The sequence below is a fragment of the Pseudomonas sp. IT-196MI5 genome (assembly GCF_949767415.1).
Taxonomy (GTDB): Bacteria; Pseudomonadota; Gammaproteobacteria; order Pseudomonadales; family Pseudomonadaceae; genus Aquipseudomonas.
This window is the reverse complement of record NZ_CATKPZ010000002.1, coordinates 14,222-34,229: the sequence shown is the minus strand read 5'-3', so window position 1 is coordinate 34,229 and position 20,008 is coordinate 14,222. Positions and strand designations below refer to the sequence as shown.

The 20,008-nt window shown below is 53.5% G+C and carries 18 protein-coding genes; 14 read left to right on the top strand and 4 right to left on the bottom strand.

Annotated features, from left to right (window positions below):
* Positions 1-11: 11 nt before the first annotated feature.
* From ACM6IK_RS00955 to ACM6IK_RS00890, 14 genes are all read left to right on the top strand, one after another.
* The gene (locus tag ACM6IK_RS00955; protein ID WP_218495648.1) at positions 12-767 is read left to right on the top strand and encodes a hypothetical protein; all 756 of its coding nucleotides are present in this window, start codon (positions 12-14) and stop codon (positions 765-767) included.
* Positions 764-1,114, top strand: a complete 351-nt coding sequence (locus ACM6IK_RS00950; protein WP_414872754.1) for a hypothetical protein — start codon at positions 764-766, stop codon at positions 1,112-1,114. The genes ACM6IK_RS00955 and ACM6IK_RS00950 overlap by 4 nt, the downstream gene beginning before the upstream one ends.
* A 65-nt stretch (positions 1,115-1,179) precedes the next feature.
* Entirely contained in the window at positions 1,180-1,371 is a 192-nt protein-coding gene (locus ACM6IK_RS00945; protein WP_320400995.1) for a hypothetical protein, read from the top strand.
* Between the two features lie 61 nt (positions 1,372-1,432).
* Complete coding sequence (locus ACM6IK_RS00940; RefSeq protein ID WP_414872753.1) at positions 1,433-1,756, top strand: hypothetical protein; 324 nt, start codon at positions 1,433-1,435, stop codon at positions 1,754-1,756.
* Between the two features lie 27 nt (positions 1,757-1,783).
* Positions 1,784-4,588, top strand: a complete 2,805-nt coding sequence (locus tag ACM6IK_RS00935; protein ID WP_414872752.1) for a hypothetical protein — start codon at positions 1,784-1,786, stop codon at positions 4,586-4,588.
* Between the two features lie 9 nt (positions 4,589-4,597).
* Complete coding sequence (locus ACM6IK_RS00930) at positions 4,598-5,248, top strand: DUF2460 domain-containing protein (RefSeq protein WP_414872751.1); 651 nt, start codon at positions 4,598-4,600, stop codon at positions 5,246-5,248.
* Positions 5,206-6,108 (top strand): DUF2163 domain-containing protein, encoded by a 903-nt coding sequence (locus ACM6IK_RS00925; RefSeq protein WP_414872750.1) that lies wholly within the window; start codon positions 5,206-5,208, stop codon positions 6,106-6,108. The genes ACM6IK_RS00930 and ACM6IK_RS00925 overlap by 43 nt, the downstream gene beginning before the upstream one ends.
* Entirely contained in the window at positions 6,105-6,575 is a 471-nt protein-coding gene (locus ACM6IK_RS00920; protein ID WP_414872749.1) for an NlpC/P60 family protein, read from the top strand. The genes ACM6IK_RS00925 and ACM6IK_RS00920 overlap by 4 nt, the downstream gene beginning before the upstream one ends.
* A complete protein-coding gene (locus ACM6IK_RS00915) occupies positions 6,547-9,084 on the top strand; it encodes a phage tail protein (protein WP_414872748.1) in 2,538 nt (845 codons plus the stop codon). The genes ACM6IK_RS00920 and ACM6IK_RS00915 overlap by 29 nt, the downstream gene beginning before the upstream one ends.
* 12 nt (positions 9,085-9,096) lie before the next feature.
* On the top strand, positions 9,097-11,343 hold the full coding sequence (locus tag ACM6IK_RS00910; RefSeq protein WP_414872747.1) for a hypothetical protein: 2,247 nt from the start codon (positions 9,097-9,099) through the stop codon (positions 11,341-11,343).
* A 10-nt stretch (positions 11,344-11,353) separates the two neighbouring features.
* Positions 11,354-11,608 (top strand): hypothetical protein, encoded by a 255-nt coding sequence (locus ACM6IK_RS00905; RefSeq protein ID WP_414872746.1) that lies wholly within the window; start codon positions 11,354-11,356, stop codon positions 11,606-11,608.
* A 57-nt stretch (positions 11,609-11,665) separates the two neighbouring features.
* The gene (locus ACM6IK_RS00900) at positions 11,666-12,091 is read left to right on the top strand and encodes a cell wall hydrolase (RefSeq protein WP_414872745.1); all 426 of its coding nucleotides are present in this window, start codon (positions 11,666-11,668) and stop codon (positions 12,089-12,091) included.
* A gap of 85 nt (positions 12,092-12,176) precedes the next feature.
* A complete protein-coding gene (locus ACM6IK_RS00895) occupies positions 12,177-12,371 on the top strand; it encodes a hypothetical protein (RefSeq protein WP_414872744.1) in 195 nt (64 codons plus the stop codon).
* A 159-nt stretch (positions 12,372-12,530) separates the two neighbouring features.
* On the top strand, positions 12,531-13,325 hold the full coding sequence (locus tag ACM6IK_RS00890; RefSeq protein WP_414872743.1) for a DNA adenine methylase: 795 nt from the start codon (positions 12,531-12,533) through the stop codon (positions 13,323-13,325).
* Between the two features lie 229 nt (positions 13,326-13,554).
* Here ACM6IK_RS00890 and ACM6IK_RS00885 read toward each other — a convergent pair whose 3' ends face one another.
* From ACM6IK_RS00885 to ACM6IK_RS00870, 4 genes are all read right to left on the bottom strand, one after another.
* The gene (locus tag ACM6IK_RS00885) at positions 13,555-15,354 is read right to left on the bottom strand and encodes an AAA family ATPase (RefSeq protein WP_414872742.1); all 1,800 of its coding nucleotides are present in this window, start codon (positions 15,352-15,354) and stop codon (positions 13,555-13,557) included.
* Positions 15,355-15,400: 46 nt separating this feature from the next.
* Positions 15,401-16,150 (bottom strand): hypothetical protein, encoded by a 750-nt coding sequence (locus tag ACM6IK_RS00880; protein ID WP_414872741.1) that lies wholly within the window; start codon positions 16,148-16,150, stop codon positions 15,401-15,403.
* 496 nt (positions 16,151-16,646) lie between these two features.
* Positions 16,647-17,168, bottom strand: coding sequence for an HNH endonuclease (locus tag ACM6IK_RS00875; protein WP_414872740.1), 522 nt, complete (start codon positions 17,166-17,168; stop codon positions 16,647-16,649).
* Positions 17,169-17,461: 293 nt separating this feature from the next.
* Positions 17,462-19,936: a TIR domain-containing protein gene (locus tag ACM6IK_RS00870; protein WP_414872739.1), complete on the bottom strand. Its 2,475-nt coding sequence runs from the start codon at positions 19,934-19,936 to the stop codon at positions 17,462-17,464.
* Positions 19,937-20,008: the final 72 nt, after the last annotated feature.

The window sequence follows — 20,008 nt, the reverse complement described above, 5'->3', positions numbered from 1 at the left end:
GAATACCTCTCATGCAAATTGCATTCGGTAGCGGGCTGTTTTATGCCACCCCGCTGATGGACGCCTATGGCAATGCGTTGGCAGCACCAACCCCCATCCTGCTGGGCATCATGCAAGAAGCGTCGATTGACCTGTCCTTCGACTCGAAAGAGTTGTTCGGCGGCGAACAGTTCGCGGTCGATGCGGCGCGTGGTCAGGGCAAGCTCTCCGGCAAGGCCAAGGCGGCGCAGATCAGCCTTTCGCAATGGAATGCCCTGGTGTTTGGTCAGCAGTTGCAGCCCGGTCAAGTGTTGGTGCATCACGCAACCACACCGACGCCTATCCCCGTAGGGGGCAAAATCATTGTCGATCCACCAGCGGGTGGTTTGTTGGCCGGTGACCTGGGTGTTCGCGGCGGTGGGGCGGTGGCTTTTCAACGCGTCCTGACTGCGCCAGTCACAGGCCAGTACACCTACGACGCCACGACCGGTGAGTACGGCTTTGCGGTGGCGGACGCCAATACCCCGGTGTTTATCGACTATCGCTACTCGGTGGCCACCGGCAAAAGTCTGTCCGTGCGTAACCTGCCGATGGGCGATATGCCGGTGTTTCAGGGCGAGCTGTACCTGAAGTACAAGGGCAAATCGATTTATGTCCGGGTACCGAACTTCGTCAGCAACAAGCTGGGGATTGCGACCAAGCAGGATGACTACACCATCCCCGACTTCGAATTCACCGGTTACGCCGATGAGTTCGGGGAGGTCGTTTACTGGAGTGCCAGCGAATGACGCCCGTCAACGTACCTGGTGTTGAGTTCCCGTTTCCGGGCAAAACACTGGTGATCCCGCCCATGGCGCTGGGGGATCTGGAACAGTTGCTCGATCGCATCAATAACGTCATGTCCGGTCGAATGGACAAGGACAGCATCGCCACCGTCATTGACGCCACGCATGCTGCCTTACGCCGCAACTACCCGGACATGGATCGTTCTGAAGTGGCGAGCCTTCTGGATCTGAAGAATATGCGTGCCGCCTTGGACGCGGTCATGAGCGCCTCAGGGATGGAGGCGCAACCCGTGAATGAGTCGGGGGAAGCGCCGGCCCCCTCGACTGGGGCCAGCTCTACGCACACCTGATCGCCTGCACAGGCCAGAGTCCGGTCACGCTTCGGCGTGATTGGGACATGGTCATGGTGGCCCACATGACGGACTACTGGAATCACCATCCGCCCGTTCATGTGCTGGTGGCAGGGTACCTGGGATACAAGCCGACTCAGTCGGTCACCGGTGCCCCAGACTTGGCTACCAACATGGCGGCACTCGCCGCGGATATGCGTAGCGAACTGCCAGAGCACTTGCGCGGTGCTTTGGATGCGTTTTGTCCATTAAGTTAGAAACTGGACCCTGATAGCAGCTATCGGTAGCCTTCTCCGACTTTTAACAGGGAGGCTACCCATGCGTAATGGAGTTTTGTTTTTGTTGTTGCTAGCAGTTGGCTCGGCCCAGGCCGAGACCACGGAAGTGTATTTGCTTAAGGAGAAAGCGCGCGAGCTGGTGCGTGCACGCTTGAAGGATCCTGATGCTGCGAAGTTTCAGAAACTTGAACCGCATAAACTGGATAACGGCGCCACGATTATCTGCGGTGAAGTGAATTCTAAAAATGGTTATGGCGGTTACACAGGGTTTGAAAAATTCTTCAGCACCGGGAGTAGTGTTCGTTTTAAAGCCGATTCGCCATCAACCTTTGAAGGTGTTTATCAGGCAGTTTGCAGTAAGTGATTTAAAGCTGGTCCAACAAACTCCGCCATGGCGGAGTTTTTTATTGTCTGCATTTTGGGTGCCGGTATGGATAGGAACATCGCGTACCAGTTTACTGCTGGTACTCAGGGTTTTGATCGTGCGGTAGAAAGCATCGAGCGCAACATGCGTGATGCGCGAAGTACCTTCAATCGCGAGTTGAGGGCAATCAACACCGATATGGTGGGCAGCCAGACCCAGATCAGTCGGTTGGGTTCGGCGGCCAATGATGCCTTTGGCTTTGTCGGAGCCAAAATCAAAGATGACATGCTGGCCTTGGGCGCTTCAATGGCTGCGGTATTTTCGGCGGTTGCGATCAAGGATTTTGTCAGTGACAGCAAGGCGGCGCTGCTCGAACAGCAGTCGGCCTATCGCGGCCTGGAGGCTGTGGCCAACCATGCTGGCGTCGGTATCGGTCGGGCAATGGACGAAGCGCAAAAGCTGTCGGCAGACGGATTGATCAGCGTAAGTGATGCGGCAAAGTCGCTGCAGAACCTGCTGAGTCGTGGTTACAACATTGATCAGGCGGTGGCAGTGATCAGCCGTCTGAAAGATGCGGCGGCATTCAATCGGCAGGCGAACCTCAGCATGTCTGAGGCCGTAGTCGGTGCTACCGAAGGTCTCAAGAATGAAAACTCTGCCTTGGTCGACAATGCTGGTGTCACGAAAAACGTTGCAAAAATGTGGGAGGAATACGCGAAAACCATTGGTACCACCCGCGACAAATTAACGGATGCTCAAAAACGATTTGGCGAAATAAACGGAATCCTCCAAGAGACCGAAGCCCAGGTGGGTAATGCCGACAAGGCATCCAAAGGGTTGACGGGCAGTCAGGCCGAACTGGACACAAAGAGTAACGAACTCAAAGTCACCCTCGGTACCATTCTTGAGCCGGCGTTTATCAGCCTGAACAAAACCTTGGCCGAGACAGCGAGTTGGTTCACCGGTGTGTTGAAGGGGTTGACGGGCACGGGCGTGACGGTTGATGAGGTGGCCGGGAACGTCAAGCGTCTTGAGGCCATGTTGGACAACCTGGGTAACAAAGGTGCGCGCGGTGGCGGCGGTAAAGCGCAGTTGGAGGGCTCCTTGCAGGAAGAGCGGTTGCTCTTGGAAGCCATGCAGTTGACCTCCAATAAGATCGATCAGGTCGATGCCGGCATGAAGACGCGTTTGGCTCGAATCGAAGAGCAGCGACGTAAAGTCGCCGAGATGGCAGCCACGGGCGATACCCGTCTTTCTACCCAGCAGCAGGCGCAGCAACGCCCGACGGCCTACGGCCTGGAGGTAATGCGTCTCACAAAACTTGAAACAGCTTATTCGGCTGCCATTGAGCACCGTAAAGAGCTGGAGAAGGGGAGCACACCACCACCTCCGGCCAAGCCGGACACGCCGACAGCTGGGGGCGCTTCTAAGTCGCGGGTCAGTCAGTGGGCGGAAGTCCTGGATGCGCAGAAGGTTGCGCACACCCAGCAGCAGGCTGAGCAGGGGACGTTCCAGCAGTTTTCCCTGCAGAAGGAAGTCGATTATTGGCAGGCAGTTCTGCAGCGCACCGATCTCAGTGCTGCCGAGCGGTTGAGCGTGCAGCGCAATTATTTGGGCGCCCTGACCAATTTGCGTAAGCAGGACGAAGGTTCAGCGTTTGCAGACCTGCAGGCGCAGGCTCAGATGTACCGCAACAACATGGACGCCCGATTGCAGATCGCCCAGCAAGTGCTGGATCGCAGTCGCCAGTTATACGGGCAGGACAGTGAGGAGTATCGCCAGGCGGCCTCTGAAGTGGTTGCGATTGAGCGCGAGAAGCAGCAGCAAATTACCAATATGAAACAGCAACAGCTGGCAGCTGATCAACAGGCGCGGCTTGCGGACATCTCACACGCTGAGCAGATGGCCCAATTGGACCTGCAGGCCAACCTGATCACTCAGGGGCAGTTGTTACAGGCGCAGGCCGAATTCGAGCAGCAGCGTTATGCGATTGAGGCCCAGGCTCTGGTACAGCGCAAGGCTTTGCTGGAGCAGGACCCGGACCGCAACCCCGTTGCCCTGCAGCAGGTTCAGCAACAGATCCTGGCGCTGGAGCAAACGCATCGCAACAGCATGGCGGTCATCGGCCGGCAGCAAACCATGGAGTCCCAGAGCAACTGGTCCGGCATGCTCAGCAGCATCCAGTCGAGTTGGTCCGGCGGCCTCAGCGGCATCCTGTCCGGGACGATGAGTACTCAAGGGTTACTGCAGGGCATCTTCGGCAATATCGGCACCGCGTTCATCGAGAACATGGTGACCAAGCCGTTGATGGCCTGGATGTTCGGGGAAACCGCCAAAACCGGCGCGACGGTGGCCGGCGTTGGTGTGCGTACCGCCGCCGAGGCGGGTGGTGCGGCCATGTCCGTGGCGATCTGGGGTGCAGCCACGATGAAGAACATTATCGCCAGTGCATGGCAAGCGATGGCGGGTGCCTTTGCGGCCATGTCTGCGATTCCCATCATCGGTCCCGTGCTGGGAGTCGCTGCCGCTGCGGCGGCCGGCGCCTTCGTGTTTGGTATGGTGAAAAACGTGGCGTCGGCCGAAGGCGGCTACGACATTCCGGCGGGTACCAACCCGATGACCCAACTTCACGAACAGGAAATGGTGCTGCCCAAGCAGTACGCCAACGTCATCCGCCAGGCGGCGAATGGCGACGGGCAACTGGGTGGCGGTGGCACCTACCACTACAACGATTACAGCGGCCGGATGACGCCGGCAGACATCCGGCGCAATGCCCGGGCGTTTGCTGAAGAGATGCAAAAAATGCGGCGCAACGGTGCCATCAAGGCATAGGGGGGAATCATGCCATTAGGTCCGTTCTGGCCACCACGCTGGATCGCCAGTTATCCAGACGTGGGTGAGGTGAGCGACGGGGTGTTGCCGCGCATGCCGGGGCAAACACTGCTGTCGAAAAAGGCACCGGAGTGGAGCACGGGGGTACAAAAGGCGGCCAGCGGCCGACGTCGCACCACCGCGTATTACTCAGCACCGTTGTGGTCATTCCAGATCAGTTACAACGCGGTGCGCAAGCGGCCGGGGCTGGATGAATGGTCGCGGTTGGTGGACTTCTTCAACAGCCGCAAAGGGCAGTTCGGCGAGTTCCTGTACTTCGATCGCTTTGATCACCTGGTGACACTTCAACGGTTCGGTACCGGCGACGGCACCACCGTCAGGTTTCAGCTTTCCCGCGCTATCGGCGGTTGGGTCGAGCCGGTGTATGGCGTCGTCAACATTGATGCACTGACGGTGGATGGCGTTCTGACGTTGGCCTACAGCGTCGATGAACTGGGTCTGGTCACGTTTGCCGTGCCACCACCCAACGGGGCGTCACTGGTGTGGAGCGGCGCGTTCTATTTCCGCTGTGCCTTCGATGCCGACTCGCTGGATGGCGCACAGCCGTTCCGGACGATTTGGGAAATGAAGAACATCGCCTTTACGAGTATCAAACCATGATCGATGCCAGCCCAGAGTTGAAACAGTTCCTGGCCACGGCGCGCAGCTTCGTGATGGCAGACCTGTACACGATTGCCTTGGCCAGCGGCCAAGTGCTGCGCTACACCGATGCCGGCCTGCAGATTTACTACGCCGGGCAGAACTACTTGGCCAGCGGCCCGCTGATCAAACGCACCGGGGTGCGGGCGGTGCGCGGCATCGAGGTGGATACCTTGAACGTCACCTTCACTGCCGGGCTGAACGACACGGTGCTTGGGGAGTCGGTGCTGCCCTTCATTGCCGGCGGCGGCTTCGATGGCGCGACGTTAAATCTGGCCCGGGCCTTCATGGCGGACTGGGGGAAGCCGGTGATTGGAACGGTAACGCGCTTCATCGGCCGGGTGGCCGAGGTCGATCCCGTCGATCGTGAGCAGGCAACCGTCACGGTCAAGTCGCCGATGGAGTTGCTGGATACCAAAGTCCCTCGGGGCGTGTATCAGCCGTCGTGTTTGCGCACGGTGTACAGCGTCGATTGCGGGGTGAATCGGGCGTTGTTCCAGACAGCCGGCACTGTCCAGGCCGGCAACAATACCGCCCTGCGGATCAACTCCAACGTGATGGCGGAGCAGGGCTGGTTCGACCAAGGGGTGATTCGCTTCGTCAACGGGGCGAACGCCGGTGTGGCCCGCACGGTGCGTCGGCAAACCGGTGACGGCGCGGTCACGATGATCCTCGGCGTGCCCGCGGTGCCTGTCCCGGGCGACCAGTTCCTGATTTATCCGGGCTGCCCGCGCACGCTGGATGCCTGCACCAACAAGTTCGGCAACCGCGCGCGTTATCGCGGCATGCCCTTCGTCCCGGTCGCGGAGACGTCCATATGAATGCGCTTGAAGCTCAACAGCGCGCTGCGGTGGTGGCCGAGGCCGCACGCTGGCTGCGCACACCGTACCAGCACCGTCAGCACTTGCTGGGTGTTGGTGTCGACTGTGCCTGGCTGTTGATCGAGGTCTACAACGCGGTCGGACTGATGCCCTTGATTGACCCCGGACCCTATGCCCAGGACTGGCACCTGCATCGCAGCGAGGAACGCTACCTGGACTGGCTCGACCGGTACGGCCACCCAGTGGAGACACCTCAACACGGCGACATGGCGGTGTGGCGTTTCGGCCGCACCTACAGCCACGGCGCGGTGGTAATCGATGAACACCGGGTCATCCATGCCTACCGCGATATTGGCGTGGAATACGCAGACATGCGCGAGGAACGGCTGGCCAGCCAGCTGGTGCGTTACTACACACTCAATCTATATGGAGTCAGCGATGGGGGGCAGCAGCACCACGATCTCTAACAGCGCCACGCGTATCAATGCGCTGCAAGTTCAGAGCAGCGCGAGCGGGAAACCGATTGCCTGGCTCGCCGGCCGCAACCGCATCAGTCCCAACCTGATTTATTACACCGACTTTGAAGCCGTGGCGAAGACCACGAAGAAAAAGTCGGGTGGCAAGGGCGGCGGTGGGGCGACCCAAAAAGACACCACCTACACCTACTACGCGGCGCTGATCCTCGCGATCGGTCGCGGGACGTTGGGTGCTGTTCACCGCATTTTTCGTGACAAGGAAGTGTTTGCCGAAGCGGTCATCAACGGGGTGACTCAGTCGGCCTTGGCGCAGGCGGGTTTCAGCTTTGCCCGGGGTGATCGGGACCAACCGGTGTGGGGCTTTCTCGAAACCAAGCATCCCGCCGAGGCTATCGCCTACGCGGACACCGCTTATGTGTATGCCGGTCGGTACCTGCTCAACGATAGCGCCGGGGTCCAGAACCACACGTTCGAGGTAGACGGTCCCTATCAAGTGCCGGGGTTGCCGGACGCCAATCCCGGGGAGTTCTTGTCAGGGTTACTGCTCGATCCTTTGGACGGCATTGGATTCAACCCGGCGTGGATTGCCGACCTAAGCAATTATCGCAATTACTGTTTGGCTGAAAACCTGTTGTTGAGCCCGGTGCTCGACGAGCAGTCACCGGCCAGTGAAGCGATCGCCCGCTGGTTACAACTGACCAACAGCGAGTTGGTCTGGTCGGCGGGTCAGCTCAAGGTCATTCCGTATGGCGATCAGGTTGTCACCGGCAATGGCGTGACCTGGTACCCGGATGTCACGCCAGTGGCGGATCTGACCGATGATGATTTTCTGGCAGAGGAGGGCGAGCCACCGGTTTCACTGAAGATCAAGAGTCAGGCGGACAGCTACAACGAAGTCTCGCTGGAGATTCTCGATCGCGCTCACGAGTACAACACCGATGTGGTGCGCGGCACCGATCAGGCGGCCATCGAGCAGTTCGGCTCGCGACCGATGGAGACGATCAAGGCCTATGAGATTTGCGAGGTGGCGATTGGTGCGCATGCCGCGCAGTTGCTGGTTCAGCGCAAGCTCTATGTGCGCAATGAATACCAGTTCTCCCTGGGCTGGCAGCATGTGCTGCTTGAGCCGATGGACCTGGTCACCATTACCGAGCCGGGGTTGAACCTGCAGCAGCGCTTAGTCCGTTTGATCTCGGTCGAGGAAGACGAAGAGGGCAAATTGGCCGTGGTGGCCGAAGATGCGTTGCTGGGTGTTGGCAGTGCGCCGAATTACCCGGTACAGAGCAAAAGTGGTTTTCAGAGCAATCAGAATGTCGCACCCGGTCCGGCCTTGGCGCCGATCATGTTCAATCCCCCGGAAAGCCTGTTGCTAGCTGGTCAGTTGCAAGTGTGGGGCGCCGTGGCGGGTGCGAGCCCGAACTGGGGCGGCTGCGAGATCTGGATTAGCGCCGACGGTGACAGCTATCGGATGGCTGAAACCATCTATGGTCGGGCCCGCATGGGCCAACTCACGGCCACGCTGGCCATCGGCAACGATCCGGACACGGTCAATACCCTGTCCGTGCAACTGGTGGCACCGGACGAACTGGCGGCCGCGACTACCGCCGAGGCGGACAGCGGCGCCACCCTGTGCTGGGTGGACGGGGAGCTGCTCAGCTACCGCGATGCCACGCTAACCGGCGTGGGTGCCTATCAGTTGGGCTACCTGCGACGTGGACGACTCAGCTCGCCGGTGGCCAGCCATCCGCCCGGGGCACCGTTTGTGCGTCTGGATGATGCCGTCTGGAAATACAGTTACGCCCAGGATCAGATCGGCAGAACCGTGTGGGTCAAGTTTCGCTCGTTCAACGTGTACGGCCGGGCGCTGGAGGATCTGGCGGACGTCACGGCGTACAGCGTCACCTTGTCGCCCGCGCGGGTGGTACCTGCGTCGGCGCAGAACCTGGCGCTGGTCGGCTCATTCGAAGCGCCGTACTTCACTGTCAGCTGGACGGCCGGGGCGCGCGCGGAGGATCGGCTGGTGCGGATCCGCAACGCCGGCAGCAATGCGTTGCTGCGTCAGGTATCGACTACCAGCACGGCCTTCACCTACCAGCGGGCTGACGCCTTGGTCGACGGCGCGCTGCTGCGCAGTTACCGCGTGGAGATCATCGAGCGCAACGCTGCCGGCAGCGCGCCGTTGGCTTCAGTGTTGGTCACCAATACGGCACCGGAGGCGGTGACCGGCACCGCGGCGGCGGTCAGCGGCACTACGGCTGGTGTGAGCTGCGATGCCAGCAGTGCAGCAGACGCCGCCGGTTACATGTTCGTGTATTCCACCGTCGCTGGTTTCGACCCGACCTTTGCCGGAGCGGTTGGCTATCAGGGGGCGTCCCGTTCTGGGGAAATCACCGGTTTGATTGCCGGCACTACCTACTACCTCTGTGCCGCTGCTTACGACACCTGGAGCAGCACGCGCAGTCAGCTCAACTTCGCTCCGGCGATCACCTTTAACACCTGATAGAGAGCCATTATGCAACCCATTCAATTCTTCGCCGCCCGGGCTGAGGACGGCGCCCTGGTGCCCGGCGCAACGGTAGATGTGTTTGTGAGTGGCACGCAGGCACGTGCTGCGCTGTTTTTGGACTCATTAGGCAATACACCTCTTGGCAATCCGTTTCTTGCTGACAAAAATGCCCGCGTATTTTTTTACACAAGCACGAATCGAATCGATGTGCAGATCCATCGCGGTGGGTATTCGGCTCCCTTGATCCGAGACATCGTTATAACGGACCCCGACGATGTGCTTGCATTGACCAACGGTGTCTATCGCACCATTGCACAGGGGCTCGCTGCGACTGTTAACGGCAAGATCTTTCAGGTTGTAGCCCCTGAAGATGAAGCCGCCTATGCGATTTACCAGAATGTTAACGGGGCAGCTGTTGATACCGGAAAGAGAATTCCCACACGGTATCTGTTAGATCGGGTGGAAAGTTCGGCTCGGCAATCTGCGGATGCGGCAGAGGCATTTTCGGAAGCATCGAGAACATTTGCTGAGGGCGCTTTAGCCTATGCAGGGCGAAACTTCGGGCCTCTAGCGGCTGATCCCGCTGCCAATCCGCTGGGGCAGCCTCTGTCGACAGGGGATAGATATTTCAATACCACCATGGGCATCGAACGTGTCTTCACCGGCATTGTTTGGCTTACGCCAAATGCCGATGGGCAAATGATTATGAGCGAGCTTGGTGATGCCACTGACCCGGGGAAGGGGGGTGGAATGGTGGCGTTCATACGGGGAGTCTTCGGCCGGGGCGCTTATACGGTGGCCGGCATGTTGAGTGCTCAGACCTTGAATGTCTGGGAGTACCTCCATGTCATCCCACTGGCAGACAAGATTGACCCCGCCGAACCGGCCACCTGGTATTGGGACACGGCAATCAACGCGGCGCTGCAAAAGGGCAAGAAAGTCCTGATTCCGTATCCCCTCAAGGTCAAGCGCAAGATCACGACCAAAGTGACCGGCGCGCAGCTCGTTGGTGACGGCATCGACTCTGCCGGTCTTATTCTTGACCCGCTGGGTGGGCCAGGCGCCGGGTTCATCGGTGACTGTGTGGTTGAGTTGGGCGACTCAACTGCGGCTGCAGAAGTGTCGACTCATCTGGGTCTTTCTGCGCTCACGATCGATGTGGGTGGCCGTGATATTCCAGGTGTCGCCATGTTTGGCGCCCGGGATGGGAGCTATGCAAAGCGCGTCTATATCAGAAACTTCTCCGGTACCGCCTTTAAAACCAACAAGGCCGGCGGTGGTACAGGCGTGGCGACCGGCAAGATGTGCCAAGGCGTCAAAATCGAGCAGGTGATTGCGCTGCCTCAACATGGCATCAAAACCGATGTGTTCTTGCTCGATGGCATCTTTGAAAGCGAGGTCAATCTTTGCAAAGCCTTTGGTTTTACGCTGGCTGAGAACAGCGCTGTGGGCTTCGCAGTCGGCAGAAACACCGAATCCCGCGGGGTCAAGCTCAACACCTGCGCGGGTGCGAACATGGTCAAGTTTGGCAATGCCGCCAATTTCAACGCTGTCATCCAGTATGGTGAGTGGTCGCGCGATAATTGGGATTACAACACCACCTTTGAGAATGTCGAAGGGCCGGGAGTTATTTTCCATGGCGGCACGGCCAGCGGCCAGCTGTTGCCGCTCAACTGCCGATCGGTGGACCCGAGACCCTATTTTTCCGCAGTGGCTGCCGTGCTTAATCCGTTGTACCTCTTCCGCAAGGCGAATGCCTGCTTTGCTGAGGGCGTTAACTATTACTCAACGGTCAAGGCTATTTTCGAATTTACAGGCGAGGGTGGATTGAATAACTACGGGGTGCTCACCGGTGGCGTTAACCCCGAAGCGCTTGTGAGCTCCGGGGTGGTAGTGTTTGGCGCTGGAACGCTTTCCAGTAACTTTGTGGCGGGCTACTCAAGCGAAGTGTCCACGCGTAAAGAATTCGTGGTTACTGTCGATCAGCAGTTTTATCGCGTGCTACCGAATGGAGCGAGCGAGCAAACGGATCAGTTTTACACGACCTTCAACCTGGGGGATTCCGGAAAATACCGCTGGCGCAACAAATCGTTGGAGACTGTCGCATCGATTGATGATTCGGGACTTTCCTCAGGGAAGACTGCGCTGTCGGTCAAGCTGATCAAGAACGGTGCTACCTCTTTTGATCGTATCGAGTTGGGTCCTATGGACTCCGCAGGTGTTGGCTATCGAACACTCCGTATCCCTAACTAAGGAATTGAGCATGTCTATCAAGAAGACCATCGAATTCAAAGGCATCACCGTCATCGATGCCCACATCACAGCGGTCATGCCCGCTATTGCCATGGGTAACAGGATGATGACCTTTGGTGTTCAGTACCGCAGTAGTCCTGAGGCGGAGGTGTTTCAAAGCGAAATCAAGGAAGCGCCTTATGACATCGATGGCGGCAATCCGCTGGAGCAGGCCTATGCGCACCTGAAGACGCTTCCAGGATTCGTCGGTGCTGTGGATTGCTAGTCAGCAGCAATACCTGTGACCCGCTCCGGCGGGTTTTTTTTCGTCTGGAGAATAGTGATGGTTGAAACTGAAAAAGACCGCGACATCCTCGCCCGCACACTGTGGGGCGAGGCCCGCGGCGAATCGCTGGCGGGCCAGATCGCCGTGGCGTGGACCATCCGCAACCGTGTGAACGACGGCAAGGCCAAGTCGTGGTGGGGCGAGGGCTATGCCGGTGTGTGCCAGAAGCCGTACCAGTTCAGCTGCTGGAACAGGAACGATCCGAATTACGCCTACCTGAGTGGCGCCAAGTCGATTCCGTTTCGCGAGTTTGCTCAAGCGCAGATCGCTGCCGACCAGGTGATGGCGGGCAAGGTTTCAGATCCAACGGGCGGAGCGACCCATTATTTCGCGACCACCATGCCAATACCACCTAAGTGGATTAAGGACGCCAAGCAGACGCTGAAGCTCGGGCGCCACATTTTCTTCAAGGATGTGCCGTGAACCCTGCGGCACTGAAGTTTGCGTTTTACCAGGTCGCGCTGAAGGCACTGGCCTGAACCTTTCTCAACACCCGAGGCAACAAAATATGCAACTGATTAGTAATTGGAAAGCTGCTTTGAAGATGTCCAGCGTTCAGGCTGGCGGTGCTATTGCAGCATTGGGTATCGCTGAGCAGTTACTGCCTCAGTTGCAGGCGGTACTGCCGCCTGCAGCTTATGGCGTCCTTGGACTTCTTGTGATGGTGGCTCGGGTGATCCTGCAGCCTAAGTTGAGTAACTAAATATCGAAAAAAAGAGCGGCCGGTGTGAATGCGTCAACATTCAGACCAGCCGCCGTCCCTGCAGATCGTCCCTGCAAGTCCAGCCAAGGCTCTTGCTCCGTGCACAAAGCGCGGCGAGCCTAGCACCTGTTCATATATACAGTAAAGGTCTTGCTATTTATGTCCTCTCCCATCATCCCTTGGATGGGCGGCAAACGCCGCCTGGCCGATCGCCTCATTCCGCTCTTCCCGCCACACGAGTGCTACGTTGAAGTCTTTGCCGGCGGTGCCGCGCTGTACTTCATGCGCCCTCAGGCGGCGCCCGTCGAAGTCCTCAACGACATCAATGGTGATTTGGTCACGCTGTACCGCGTCGTGCAGAACCACCTTGAAGAGTTCGTGCGCCAGTTCAAATGGGCGCTCAGCTCGCGCCAGGTGTTCGAGTGGCAGAAGATGACCCGCCCCGAAACCCTCACCGACATCCAGCGTGCCGCCCGATTCTTTTACCTGCAGCACCATGCCTTCGCCGGCAAAGTCACCGGGCAGACGTTTGGTACCGCGACCACCGGTCCGGCCATTAACCTGCTGCGGATCGAGGAAAACCTCTCGGCCGCTTGGCAACGCCTGTCGGGTACCTATGTCGAACACCTGCCTTGGCTGGAATGCGCCGAGCGCTACGATCGAGCCCACACCTTCCACTACATGGACCCGCCTTATTGGCAGACCGCCGGCTATGGCGTGGACTTTCCTTTCGAGAATTACGACCGAATGGCGGACTTCATGCGGCGCTGCAAAGGTAAGGTGATGGTCAGCATCAACGATCACCCGGATATTCGGCGGGTGTTTGAGGGTTTTTATTTTGAAACACTGGAAATCCGTTATAGCAACACCAACCAGCGGCATGGAAAAACCGATGTCACCGGAGAACTGGTGATTATGAATTGGCAGCCAGCGGAGTTTGGAGGGCTTTTTTAGATTGAAGGAATGAGGCAGAAATAAGGCACATCAGATGCCAATTTATGCCATTCAATAGCAGACACATGTTTGCCACGCAAACAGTTGAGCCCCGGGCCTTATAAAGGCCACGGGGCTTTTTTTGCATCGCTGCCATGCTCGATCGCAGTAAGGGGCGTTGCTAGTAAGCTATCGGGGGATTACCAGTACAGGCCGCAACCTTCTACCGGTTGCTGGTATCGAGTCAGGTTTACGGCTCCAGGATTGTCGAAAATGTCTCGAGAATTTCGACAGGCAAAAACTGTGGGTAGTCCAATATAGCCTCCATAACTCCTAGCTTAAGTACTGCGTCTCCTTTGCCTCGAGCTATCTCTCCTAACTCAGGAAAGGTATTTTTAAGTTTTTCTTCATAGTCATGTCCTTGGAGTAAAAGGAATGAACTCGGGTAGTTTAGCTCGAAGTTGTTATGTAGTTTTGTGGGTACAAGGTCGTCTAAGGGTATGCCGGTTTGTATGAGAAAATTGTCAATCATTGTTTGGCATTCGTGCTGAGAAAGATACGGAATATCTGTGTAACGGATCTTGTCGCCGCTCACCCCAAAATCGGAAAATGTTTTTTTAATATGTCGGATTAAGCAAAAGCAAACGTAGAGAGGGTCTAGGAGGTAATGCTCAACTGCATATCTGGCACCGCTTCCCAATACTGTGATCGATTCGGTTGATTTGTTTGTATTGTCAAAATCGATGATGCCCCAAACCAAATCATTTCCATTGGATCGGAGTCGGTCAACAATTGATATTACGTCTGTGCAATTTGAAGTTCCGCTATGTGGCTCTATAAATACAGGCTGAAAGGTAAAGTCGCGCAGTCTGGAAGATGCACTAAAAAGTTTGTCGAAATATATTACGTCATATTTGCTTTCAACAAAAATTTGTCGCCTGCTTTCAAAGGTAACACGAAGAAAATCAACGCCTTCTGTCAGCGTACGAACAGCGTGGGAGTTGCTTACCATGAACGGTGTTCTTGTCATTTTATCTATTTCAAAAACACTGTTCTCAGGCGCCATAGCCACTGTTGATGGTGAGTGTGTTGTGATAATCACCTTGACGCCAGCATCTTTAACTATCACCTCTGTCAGTATGTCAATCAACAGCTTGGAAAACTGAGGATGCAAAGGGGCGTCGGGCTCATCGAGCAATAGCAAGTCGGGAAGGTGGCCTCCTTCATTTGTATTGTAGATGGCTAGTGCCAGTGACATTAGAACCTTTTCGCCCGATGATAGATCATTTGCCGAGATTTCAACTCCACTTATTTTATCTTTTAGAAGAAGTCGAAATGAAAGCTCAAAATCAGCGAGCTCTGGTGTTGATACTTCATATGGGAGATTCGCAAGTGTGAGTATGCTATTTACCAGCTCCCAAGGCGGCGGTCCGTACTTTGTAATAAAATCCGCAGGGCTGAGGCTTTGGGTAGCTCCCGGTGTGGAGGCATGAAGCCGTGCTACGTCATTTTTTACTTGCCTGATGCAATAAGTTTTAAAGATCATTGCGAACTGTGTGTAGAATATTGAATTGTTTGCAATGTCTGCGAAGTTAATATGAGTTAATATGTCTGATGCTGTTAGCTCGTACGGGAACTTTCCAGTCTGTTGTACAAGTTTTTTGATGGTGTTAACAAGTTTTTTGTTGGTGTCGTTGGTGTTGCTACGTTGTGTTAAGGCCTCTAAAAGTTGTCCTATGTCCTTGCCTTGATAAAGGCCTTGCTCTCCAATGCTGTTTATCTGACTCTGAAACTCTTGGATCATGTTCGCTGTCTGAGATGGATCGAAAGTTTCCTCTATCCTTGGGTTTAATCCATTGAGGCCAAAATGCAGTATATTCAAAGCCTGCTTGTCGTTAATATAGACTTGTGCAGTAGATTTATTTGAAATGGCTTCAAGTAAGTGGCTTTTTCCGCTACCGTTTTTTCCGGTGAGTACACAGAAGTCGGGGGCATCAAAAGTCACGCCGCTTGGTATTGATTTGTGCTTGGAACTTACGATGATTTTCATGGAGCTCTCTTTATTAGGTCGAGCATTAGATAAGTTTTCTTGATGGCTATTTGATTAGCTTGTTAGTTGCTGCCTTTATTGCTTGGTCAGCTTCAGCAGGCTTCACTCCCGAAACACCAATTAGCCATGGCTCTAACCTTGTCTCCTCAAGTCCGAAAAGTACTCTAACTGTCGCAGCGGCTTCGAAGGATTTTTGGATCGCGCTCACGTCGAGAATTTGTTGCGTTGGAGCAGCAAGAGGGATTTTATCGTTGCTCATTCCGTAAACAAGAAATCTGAGGCTGCCTGTGACTTTTTTGTCCTCAGCTGCGAAGCCAAGTGGAAGTAGTCCGCTTAAGTCAACTTCATTGGCAGAGGTGGTTAAGTCGGCGGTAATCCTAAGTCCAACCCCGATTCGTCCTATCGCTGGTTTGTCGGAATCGTTGAAGGAAACTTTTTGGTTGGTGTAGTTAGTATAGTCAAAAGTTACTCTATATTTGCCTCGAGAAACTTTTCCTCCGGAACCTAGGTAGGTTAGCGATCCAGAAGAGTTAAATTGTTCAATAGTGACGAACGTGTCGTAGCCAGTTAGTCTGGCCCTGATGTCCGAGGACTTCAGGGATAAAACGTCAGCGTCTACTCTTTTTTTAGTTTTTTCATTGTATATCTCAATTGTTTTAACTGGCATTGGCATCGAGAGGGGTATTAATTGAACGTCACTGTTAACTAGTGAGTTTGATGTGTCTACAGTGGCGCACCCGGATATGTTACATAGAACTAGCAAGGCTGCTGCGGTCGCAATAGTTTTGGCTTTCATCAAAAACTCCTTGTTCCGACGGAGGATTACTGAGCAATTTTTATGCATGCAGGTTCTTGCAAACAAAAGAGAACACCTAGCCTGACACATAGGTTAATCCTAAAGTACTGCTTTTATGGCATAGCATAGAAGCGAGTTGCCAGCAACGTCGATCGTGGAAAGGATATGGTCGCTAGCGATTTGTTTTGACTTTTACTTCGCGTCATCTCGTCCGCTTCCCACAGATGAATCAACGCTGTTACCTATTTCTTTGTTGCGGAATGGTTATTTTTTTTGGACGGGGATGTTAGATTTTGACTGGTTTTTTGTGTTCGTCGGTATGCCCGAATTTCATTTTTGGCAACGAAAATAAGCCAGAGTCCAGGGGGGCATTTAACTATTTCAAATGAAAAGTAACCGCGACATGTAAAAAAAGCCCTAAATCCCTTCATTATCGGGATCGTAGGGCTTTTTTTGCGCTAGCACTCCAACACAATCGGGGTGTGCTTAAGTTTGATCAGTTGAGATCGGAACCTTCCATATAGTGCTTTATGAAGGCCATCCCAGCATCGGTGACCCAGTACGTAAAGGTCATAGGGAACTGCTTGGAGAAACCATCAGAGGAGGTTATGTCGAAGGACATGCCTTTAACCTGTTTGTCCTCAAAGAAGCCGTCTTGAACCGCATTAGCCACGAGTACATCCCCGCCTGGCCCCAATACAAAAATGCGCTCCCCATTTTTCGCCAGGATCGAAAAAAGGCGCCGCTCGCACTCGCCGTACCGGTTGTTCAGAATGCCCAAATTCTGCTTGTACTTACGAACAGAAAGGCGGTCGATGTCCTTTTTCTGGTCAAAGCGGGTATGACAATTTGGGCATAGTGCAATCAGGTTTTCGAACGAGTTATCCTGCGTCTCAGCCCATGGAACGATATGGGCGATCTCTGTAGTGGTTGATCTGCACGTCGGGATTGCGCATCGATGCCCCGCCTCCACTAGAACTGCTCGTTGTACCGACGCTGGAATATGTTCTCTCGACATGGTTTGTGTCTCTAATTGGCGTAGGCAGAGATTCCGTCCTTGGACTGCTGGAGTAGAAGCGCCCATTTTAGGGCACATTTAGGGCCGGTCTAGACCTTTTCAGGCCGCGATTCAAATGGTTGGGTGAGTATTTCTACGGTCGACAGCGGCCTGCGTAGCAGGTTGGTGGGGTTCGAATCCCGATCCACAACCTGGCTTCTAAATACAACCCTGCGGTTGCTTTTCCTAAAGCTGTCTTTCGCGAAGTCAAGAGGGTGCTTATTTGACGCACCCTCTTGTATTAATTGTATTTTTCAGCGTTTGGCTACAGCTACAGCTACAGCTTCAATACGAGAAATTAAACGCGCCTTGCTCTCATTAGGATAGCGTGATATGTCCGACTCAATAATCCTCAAGGCTCCTTGGACATTCCCTTCAAGAGCCATAAGGAAAGCCTTGTATTTATTAACTGTCCGAGCAGAAAGATCTTTTTCCTTGCTGATTTGATTTAGGCGGTAGAGCGCATCTCTAAGAAGGTCGGCGTCTAAATACTTAAGTGAAATATCGCAATAAGTTAATATTGGATAGTGATTGCCTGGGTAAGCTGCTATGCAATCATTTATTTTGTCGAGCGCTGCTTGGCGATCATTGGCTACTTTTGCCTGAAATAGTGCGTCTGCGATGTCGGCCATTTCCCGCGACTGTTCAGAGTCAATGAATCTTAACTCTATGATCAGCCTTTCTAGTTGCCCTCTATTTGCAACAGGGTTTTCTGAATTTATTAAGCAGTTAAAGTATGCCTGCAAATGAAATTGATTGTTTCGGTTTTCTTCGTAATTTCGCTTAGCAAACCCAAGAGCTTTATCATACTCTTCCAATTGAACGTATACTTGGACAATTTCTCGCTTAGCGCGCGCCGCTACGTATGCCGCATCTACTATTTTATTGAATTGAGTCAGCGCTTCATTGAAACGACCTTGCAGTCGATAGTAATACCCAAGCAAAAAGTTATGCTCATCTCCTTTGATTCCTTGAACCTCACTTAGCATTCGCTGGTTTTTCTTTTTGGCAAGAGCAAGGCACAGATAATATCTTATATCTTGCAGGACGCCTTTCTCTAGGTTCTCTTGCTTTTGCAGCACGATGTCTGCAAGTTCGATGATTCGCTCCAAATTACCCTTGGTGTAATATAGGTCTTTCATACATCTTAGATAATGAGATGGGATTAAAAAACGCTCATCAATATCTATGCCTGTTTTTAAAGCTTCTTTTATTGTAAAAATGAACTCCGATGAATCACGTTCAAATACGTCATCGCTTTTGGCAATCATTTGGACTTGTTCCTTGATGCCGCGCGAATAACTATCTTTCAGCTTGAAGCGGTTCCTTTTTATGAAGTCACGTATGATATCATTCAGTCGAATTATTTCGCCATCCACACCGAGCATCTCGATAATGTTTTCAGAAGCCAGTTCTTCTAGCAACGGATAGAAGCGCTCTTCCTCTACTATCGAAAATACAAAGTCTGAGGAGATTACTTCAAATTGAGACAGTAGTCGAATAAAGTCCAATACATCTTCATTGCCTTCATACTTGTTTAGAAGAGCAGCAGCCTTGTCGTAACTGTAAGAGGTAATTAGGGGTAGCTTGTCGACTACCGATGTCAGGTTGTCTTCGCGAAGAATATCCACGGCAAACATGACTTGATCGGGGAATCCGTGTAATAGATCGCTGATATCATCGAAATCTTTTTTATCTAGTCGCAATTTGTATAGATCAGACAACTGGCTAAGGAATCGCTTTCTTTCATTCGGGCTCAACTCATTAAGCTCGATAAAATAATATTTATTATTTCTTGGGCGTGAGCCTATATGAACTCTATATTTTGACGCCAGGCAGAAGACCGGGAAGTCACTGCCGTTATACGTGTCAATAACCTCTCTAAACCACTCTGATAACTCTCTTTTATAGTTGACTATGCATCCTTCATCTACAAGATAGATTATCTCGTTAGAGTCGTATGCTGCTTTCATTATTTTGTGTATTGTTTCCGATTTGACTTTAAGGCTTGCATCTGTCAGAGATAGAATATCTCCGTCCAGATCGACCAATCCTAAATCATTCAGCTTGTATATAAAATCTTCGATCGATACGTTTCTATCTAAAACGATGGCAGACGAATTGTGAGGAGATCGAGATATATTGGTTTTGTTCAAGGCTCTTTGTAGGAAAGTTCGCCTACCTACGCCTGGTAATCCTGATGCTACAATCACGGTAGGTTTAATTCTGTCGAAATCATGAATTCTAATTTCGAATTCTTCTTGCTTGTCGTTGCGACCAACAAAAATTTCTTGCCTTTTTTTTAGCTCTGGATGGCGAGACCAACTCAACTCCCTCAATTTATTATGGATTCGCCTCGCAGCGACAAAAGGTCGTTTAATGGGCTTCACATTATAGTTGTCTCGCAGCCAGTCGGGGATTCGCTTGTCCTCATAAGTTAGTCCGTCTTCTATTATAATCGGAAAGACTTTTTCGAGGAGCGATGCTTCAAGTCTAACTTCCGCCTCAACTATCTCACGAATAACCCATTCAGATGATAGTGCGTTCGAGGAGAGAAATATAACAAATATGTCCGCCCTATCTAAGCCGCTAAGTATTTCGTCTAGTGGGCGCTCACCCTCTTCGAAGGTCCAGGCGTCGTAGTGTATGTTATCCTTGCCTAGCCAATCAGCAACCCGTTCGACGTAGTGTTTCTTGTCTTTACTTGAGTGCGATAAAAAAGCTCTCATAATACACTCCATGTTTATTAGCTACAAATTGCCAAACACTACATCGGTAAGACTAGTGCTGAATTTTGGTTA

Coding starts and splice junctions, on each gene's coding strand:
- ACM6IK_RS00935 (WP_414872752.1), top strand. CDS start 1,784: ATGGCGGAGTTTTTTATTGTCTGCATTTTGGGTGCCGGTATGGATAGG.
- ACM6IK_RS00945 (WP_320400995.1), top strand. CDS start 1,180: ATGACGGACTACTGGAATCACCATCCGCCCGTTCATGTGCTGGTGGCA.
- ACM6IK_RS00885 (WP_414872742.1), bottom strand. CDS start 15,354: ATGAAAATCATCGTAAGTTCCAAGCACAAATCAATACCAAGCGGCGTG.
- ACM6IK_RS00920 (WP_414872749.1), top strand. CDS start 6,105: ATGAATGCGCTTGAAGCTCAACAGCGCGCTGCGGTGGTGGCCGAGGCC.
- ACM6IK_RS00875 (WP_414872740.1), bottom strand. CDS start 17,168: ATGTCGAGAGAACATATTCCAGCGTCGGTACAACGAGCAGTTCTAGTG.
- ACM6IK_RS00940 (WP_414872753.1), top strand. CDS start 1,433: ATGCGTAATGGAGTTTTGTTTTTGTTGTTGCTAGCAGTTGGCTCGGCC.
- ACM6IK_RS00915 (WP_414872748.1), top strand. CDS start 6,547: ATGGGGGGCAGCAGCACCACGATCTCTAACAGCGCCACGCGTATCAAT.
- ACM6IK_RS00905 (WP_414872746.1), top strand. CDS start 11,354: ATGTCTATCAAGAAGACCATCGAATTCAAAGGCATCACCGTCATCGAT.
- ACM6IK_RS00900 (WP_414872745.1), top strand. CDS start 11,666: ATGGTTGAAACTGAAAAAGACCGCGACATCCTCGCCCGCACACTGTGG.
- ACM6IK_RS00895 (WP_414872744.1), top strand. CDS start 12,177: ATGCAACTGATTAGTAATTGGAAAGCTGCTTTGAAGATGTCCAGCGTT.
- ACM6IK_RS00910 (WP_414872747.1), top strand. CDS start 9,097: ATGCAACCCATTCAATTCTTCGCCGCCCGGGCTGAGGACGGCGCCCTG.
- ACM6IK_RS00880 (WP_414872741.1), bottom strand. CDS start 16,150: ATGAAAGCCAAAACTATTGCGACCGCAGCAGCCTTGCTAGTTCTATGT.
- ACM6IK_RS00930 (WP_414872751.1), top strand. CDS start 4,598: ATGCCATTAGGTCCGTTCTGGCCACCACGCTGGATCGCCAGTTATCCA.
- ACM6IK_RS00950 (WP_414872754.1), top strand. CDS start 764: ATGACGCCCGTCAACGTACCTGGTGTTGAGTTCCCGTTTCCGGGCAAA.
- ACM6IK_RS00890 (WP_414872743.1), top strand. CDS start 12,531: ATGTCCTCTCCCATCATCCCTTGGATGGGCGGCAAACGCCGCCTGGCC.
- ACM6IK_RS00870 (WP_414872739.1), bottom strand. CDS start 19,936: ATGAGAGCTTTTTTATCGCACTCAAGTAAAGACAAGAAACACTACGTC.
- ACM6IK_RS00955 (WP_218495648.1), top strand. CDS start 12: ATGCAAATTGCATTCGGTAGCGGGCTGTTTTATGCCACCCCGCTGATG.